Annotated in this window: 2 protein-coding genes and 1 pseudogene; 2 read left to right on the top strand and 1 reads right to left on the bottom strand. The window is 38.3% G+C overall.

Going from position 1 to position 5561, the window contains the following annotated elements; translation table 11 throughout:
- Positions 1-12: 12 nt before the first annotated feature.
- Both HET73_RS05830 and ppdK read left to right on the top strand, forming a co-directional pair.
- Positions 13-1857: pseudogene (locus tag HET73_RS05830) on the top strand (baseplate megatron protein TIM-barrel domain-containing protein); the annotation flags it as partial.
- Positions 1858-2133: 276 nt separating this feature from the next.
- Positions 2134-4791, top strand: a complete 2658-nt coding sequence (gene ppdK / locus HET73_RS05825; protein WP_174132723.1) for a pyruvate, phosphate dikinase — start codon at positions 2134-2136, stop codon at positions 4789-4791.
- Positions 4792-4813: 22 nt separating this feature from the next.
- Here the strand turns inward: ppdK and HET73_RS05820 are convergent.
- Positions 4814-5561: ankyrin repeat domain-containing protein (locus tag HET73_RS05820; protein ID WP_174134177.1), on the bottom strand; the 748-nt coding region annotated here is incomplete at its 5' end.

Below are 5561 nucleotides of genomic sequence, written 5' to 3'. Positions count from 1 at the left end.
TGAATTTTGAAAGAAGTCTATTCATATGATGGTTGCTATAATATGGATGAGCTTTGGTCTTCAGAGTACATCGACGTTGTTGGCATAGATGCTTATTTTCCGCTGACTGATGGTCCAGAGCCTCCTTTTGGCTATTCCGCAGAAGATGTAATCGATGGTTGGAGCAGTGGAGTGGGGTATGATTATTTCTATGATTATTCAAAGAGTAAACCTGAAAGAGTAAAGTATAACAACAGCAGGTATGCGTGGAAAAACATAAAAAAATGGTGGAGTGAGACTCATGTAAATCCTGATGGTAGTAAAACAAAATGGCAACCAAAAATGAAAAAAATATGGTTTACCGAGTATGGATTCCCCAGTATGAACGGTTGCACTAATGAGCCAAATGTATTTGTTGATAAAGGTAGTATAGAGAGTAAATATCCGCGATATTCAAATGGAGAGGTGAACTTTCTTTCGCAGAAAATTGCGATCGAAGGAACACTAAAAAAGTGGCAAAATTCAGAAATGGTGGAGAAAATGTTTCTTTGGGCATGGGATGCAAGACCATTTCCTTATTTTCCCAATTTATGTGATATGTGGGCTGACTGCCATAATTGGCAAACAGGGCACTGGGTTCAGGGAAAAATTTCGCAGCTTAATATTTCTGATGTTTTGTCTGATCTATTGCAAAAGGCGGGTTTAAAAAGCGATCAGTTCGATACAAGCAACGTCAAAGGGTTATTGTCTGGGTATGTGATAAACGATCAGCAACCCGTACGTTCAATTATTAAAATGCTGCAAAGTTGCTATTTTTTTGATGTAGTTGAGCAGGACTCTAAGCTAAAGTTCGTCCAGAAGGGCAGGGGAGTTACGACTGAAATACCAGTTGATGAAATTGTTTTCAATTACAACTCAAAGCCAATGCAGCTTAGTCAGCTAGATTTAAACAGTAAAATCAACGTTATCTATTTTAACCGCAACTTTGGTTATCCAATTGACGTGAAATATGCTGAGCTGCCAAAGCAGGGCAATGCTGCAACGGTTGAAATACCACTAATCATGGAGGAAGGGAAAGCGCAAAATATAGCTGAAGTTTTACTTTATTCTTCGTGGCAAGAGAGAAATATATACAATTTTAAGCTGCCGATAAAATATGCGTGGCTTGCGCCAAGCGATGTCATAACAATTTCAGATGGCGAGAAAAAGCATACGATGAGAATTATAAAAACAAAATTTGCAAGCATGTCCATTCAAATAATTGGGGTTGGTTATGACTGCTCTATATATAAACTTTCTTTCCCTTCAACAAGATCACTTATGCTTAAAGAACACCCTGCTTCTCACATCAGTAAAACTGTCGTTGAAATGATTGATTTACTGCATATTAAAGGCAATATTGCAAGCTTTACTTTAGCTGGTGAAGAAGAGAATTGGAAAGGAGCAACGCTTTTTATTTCGTACGATGATAAGGATTATAAACCTATTGCGAGCACAAGTAAGCAATCTACTTACGGATATGTAATGGAATCTACCAATGAGGAAATTACAGTAGTGTTGCGTTTTGGTAAGTTCATGAGTCCAATTGCGAATTCAAATTCAATACTAGTTGGGAAAGAAGTGATAAAATTCCACAGTGCCAAACTTATAGATAAAAATAAATATAAACTTGGTAACCTAATCAGAGGGCAAGAAGGCACTAAAGAATATGAACACACCGCAGGTGAAAAACTTGTTCTGCTTGATGATTCAATAATATCTTTTGAAGTGCAGCCAGGAAGAAAATTTTACCTAAAAGCAGTTACTTATGGTGGTTCGCTTAGTAATACAGAAGCGAAGGTTTTGATCTTAAAGCTTAAAATGAATAACTCAAGGTAAGATGTTGATATTTGCGCTTTATAAATCTACTAAAAACATGTAGCCTGAGCTACACACTCATTTTCCAAGTTAGAAAAAGCCATAAAAAAATTTTTAAAATATCTCTAGATATTATATATTCTTATTGATAATAATTCATCGTTTGACTTTACTTATTACCATAAGAAACGCTGTTGCCAAATTTTACAAAATTTATTATTCTAGAATTTCAATTCCTGACGAGTTTATTGGAATCATATGTATAATGTGTTTGTTAGCGAAAGTCCGGAGAAAGCAATGGGAGAAAAGTTAATATATTACTTTAGCAAGAACAAGTGTGAAGGCAATGCAGAAATGAAAAATCTGCTGGGAGGAAAAGGGGCAAATTTAGCAGAAATGTGCAATGTCGGTATTCCCGTTCCACCTGGCTTTACAATCTCCACCTCTGCTTGTAAGCAAGGTAATGGGTTGTCTGACAATCTACGTAGCGAAATCAAAAGATACATGGCAATGCTCGAGAACGATATCAGCTGCAAATTTGGGGATTCAAATAATCCATTACTGATTTCCATACGCTCTGGTAGTGTGAGTTCAATGCCGGGCATGCTCGATACGATTTTAAATGTTGGTCTAAATGATGCAACCGTTGTTGGCCTTGCAAAAAAAAGTGGAGAGCGTTTTGCTTATGATAGCTACTGCCGTTTCATTATGATGTACTCAAGTGTTGTGCTGCAGCTTGACCACCACCTGTTTCAAGATGTTATTGATAATAAACAGCAAAAAAATGGAGCAAAAAGTTTAGCTGATCTTGATGTTGATGTCTTAAAAAAGATCGTTGACGATTTCAAAAAGATAGTATACGAAAAAACTGCAAAACATTTTCCGCAAAACGTTGAAGAGCAGTTTCTCAGCTCAGTGAATGCAGTATTTTCCTCCTGGCAGAATGACAGAGCTGTTTCCTATAGGAAAATACATGGTATTTCTGAATACATTGGAACTGCAGTCAATGTACAAGCAATGGTTTTTGGTAATCTAAACGATAATTCTGCGACCGGTGTAATATTTACACGTAATCCTTCAACTGGGGAAAAAAAGTTCTTTGGTGAGTTTTTGGTCAATGCTCAGGGCGAGGATGTGGTCTCTGGTGTTTATACCCCTATGCCAGTTAATGGGGAACAAGAGAACACCATGGAAAAATTGATGCCAGGCGTGTACCGCGAATTGTGCGATGTATGTAAAAAACTTGAAGCGCATTATAAAGATATGCAGGATGTCGAATTTACTGTGCAGGACGGAAAATTGTGGATTTTGCAAACTAGATCCGGTAAACGCACGGCTGAAGCTACCATTCGTATAATAGTTGATATGGCAAGCGAAGGAACGATTACAAAAGAAGAAGGAACATTGAGAATTGATCCAAAAACTTTTGATAGTTTATTGCATCCGGTTCTTGATGTTAAAAGCGATCAAGAAGTAATAGGGAAGGGACTGCCGGCTTCTCCAGGGGTTGCTTCTGGATATGTAGTGTTTAGTGCAAGTGATGCTGAAAAAGCTGCAGAGCAGGGCAAAAAAGTGATTTTAGTAAGGTCAGAAACGAGTCCTGAAGATATTAATGGAATGAATGCTGCAAGTGGCATAGTAACAGCACGGGGAGGGATGACTTCACATGCTGCTGTTGTTACAAGAGGAATGGGTAAACCATGCATTTGCAGTGTAAGTGGACTTTATATCGATAAAGATGGAATTTTCTTTTCTGTAGGGGATACAAAAGTAAATAAAGGTGAACCAATTACCATCAACGGAGGAACAGGGGAGGTTATGCTTGGTATTCTCCCTACAATTTCACCTGAATTATCGCAAGAATTCAAAACGATAATCAACTGGATAGATGAAATCAAAACGATCAAAGTGAGAGCGAACGCTGATACTCCAAAAGACGCAAAAATTGCAAAAGAATTCGGTGCAGAAGGTATAGGCTTATGTCGCACAGAACATATGTTTTTCGCTAGTGATAGAATCGAATTCATTCAAAAGTTGATAATAGCTGACGATGAAAATGAAAGGGCAAATGCGCTCATTAAACTGGAAGAAATGCAAAAGTCTGATTTCAAAGAAATATTTTCTATTATGGAGGGCAGGGAAGTCACTATACGGTTGCTTGATCCACCTTTGCATGAATTTTTACCCAATAATCAGTCTACTATAGAAAAAATCGCCAAATCGCTTAGTAAGTCAGTTGAATCAGTAAAAAATAAAATAGCACAGTTATCAGAAAAGAACCCAATGCTTGGTCATCGAGGTTGTAGACTTGCTATTTCTCATCCTGAAATATATAGCATGCAGGTTAGGGCAATACTTAGTGCTGCAAGTGAATTAAAGAAAGAAAAGAAGATAGAAGTGGAGCCTGAAATCATGATTCCTTTTATCATGAGTGAGAAAGAATTTATTCTGATATGCGAGCTAGCAAAGAAAGAATCCTCTGTTATCTCACAGACGCAGATTCCAGCGTCACGCGCTGGAATGACATCAGACAAGGCTTATTCAATTGGAACGATGATAGAACTGCCACGAGCGGCACTGATTGCTGATAAGTTAGCAAAACATGCAGAGTTTTTTAGTTTTGGCACTAATGATTTAACGCAAACAACCATGGGACTTTCAAGAGATGATTCAGTTAATTTCCTCGATTCTTATAAGGAAAGCAACATATTCGAAAACAACCCATTTGAAGTGCTGGACATCGAAGGGGTAGGGGAGTTAATCAAGATAGCCATTGAAAGAGGCAAAAAAACCCGAAAAGAAATAAAACTGGGTATATGTGGAGAGCATGGAGCAGATCCAAAATCTATAGAGTTTCTCATCGAATCAGGGGTGGATTATGTTTCATGCTCACCCTATAGAGTACCGATTGCAAAGTTAGTGGCAGCACAGTTTAGTGTTAAGCTTTCTGGGTAAGTATAGTGGCAGTATCAGCTACTCATGAACGTTTGAGCCCATCAGAGGGTAGCGCGTGACGCTGGAATTCAGTAACTCTATTTTCTCTCATCTCCCTATAACTTGGCAATGTAGAATTTTTTGCATGTAATCCGGTGGCTATCGCAACCAAAGCAGCCAGGATACCGCAGGCTACAGCGCTAGCTACAGGTGGAACCATCACAGCAGCAGCAATGAATAACCCTGTAATAACCACTCCAATAACATCATTCCTTAATGAGGTATGAAAATTCTCCTTGCTTTCTTTATATTTAGTTTCTTTTTCATTGCTTGGCATGGCAGCTTGACCATTATTTATTTCCTCTGTTACTACAGGTATTTCATTGTCGTGATTGCGATTGTCACTATTGGTGCTGATTGGAGAAACTGTTGCCGTAGGTCTACTGCTTCTGTTGTGATTTAGTAAGTCATTATTATTAAGGCTAACCGGAGGCTCTGTTGCTGCAGGTTTATTACCAACACTTCTGTTACCGCTGTTGGATGTACTATTTGTTTCTATATGAGGTGCTTTTTGCTTTTCTTGTTTCTTGCTTATTGTAGATATGAGAAACGCAACAATTTTTTCATTACCTTCTTCTATAGCCATCTCTAACACTGTGCGTTTTTCCCCACCAGCTTCCTGAGCCTCAGGGTTTGCTCCAGACGCTATAAGTAGTTCCACTGCTTTAGTGTTACCTTTTCCAACAGCAGTAAAAAATGCGTGGTCTTTTAATATCTGGCATAATTCGCAC

Source organism: Wolbachia endosymbiont of Atemnus politus (genome assembly GCF_013309895.1).
This window is presented reverse-complemented; position numbering and strand designations above follow the sequence as displayed.

What these genes read in the sequence shown, in the direction of transcription:
- ppdK (WP_174132723.1), top strand. Translation starts at nt 2,134, where the DNA reads ATGGGAGAAAAGTTAATATATTACTTTAGCAAGAACAAGTGTGAAGGC.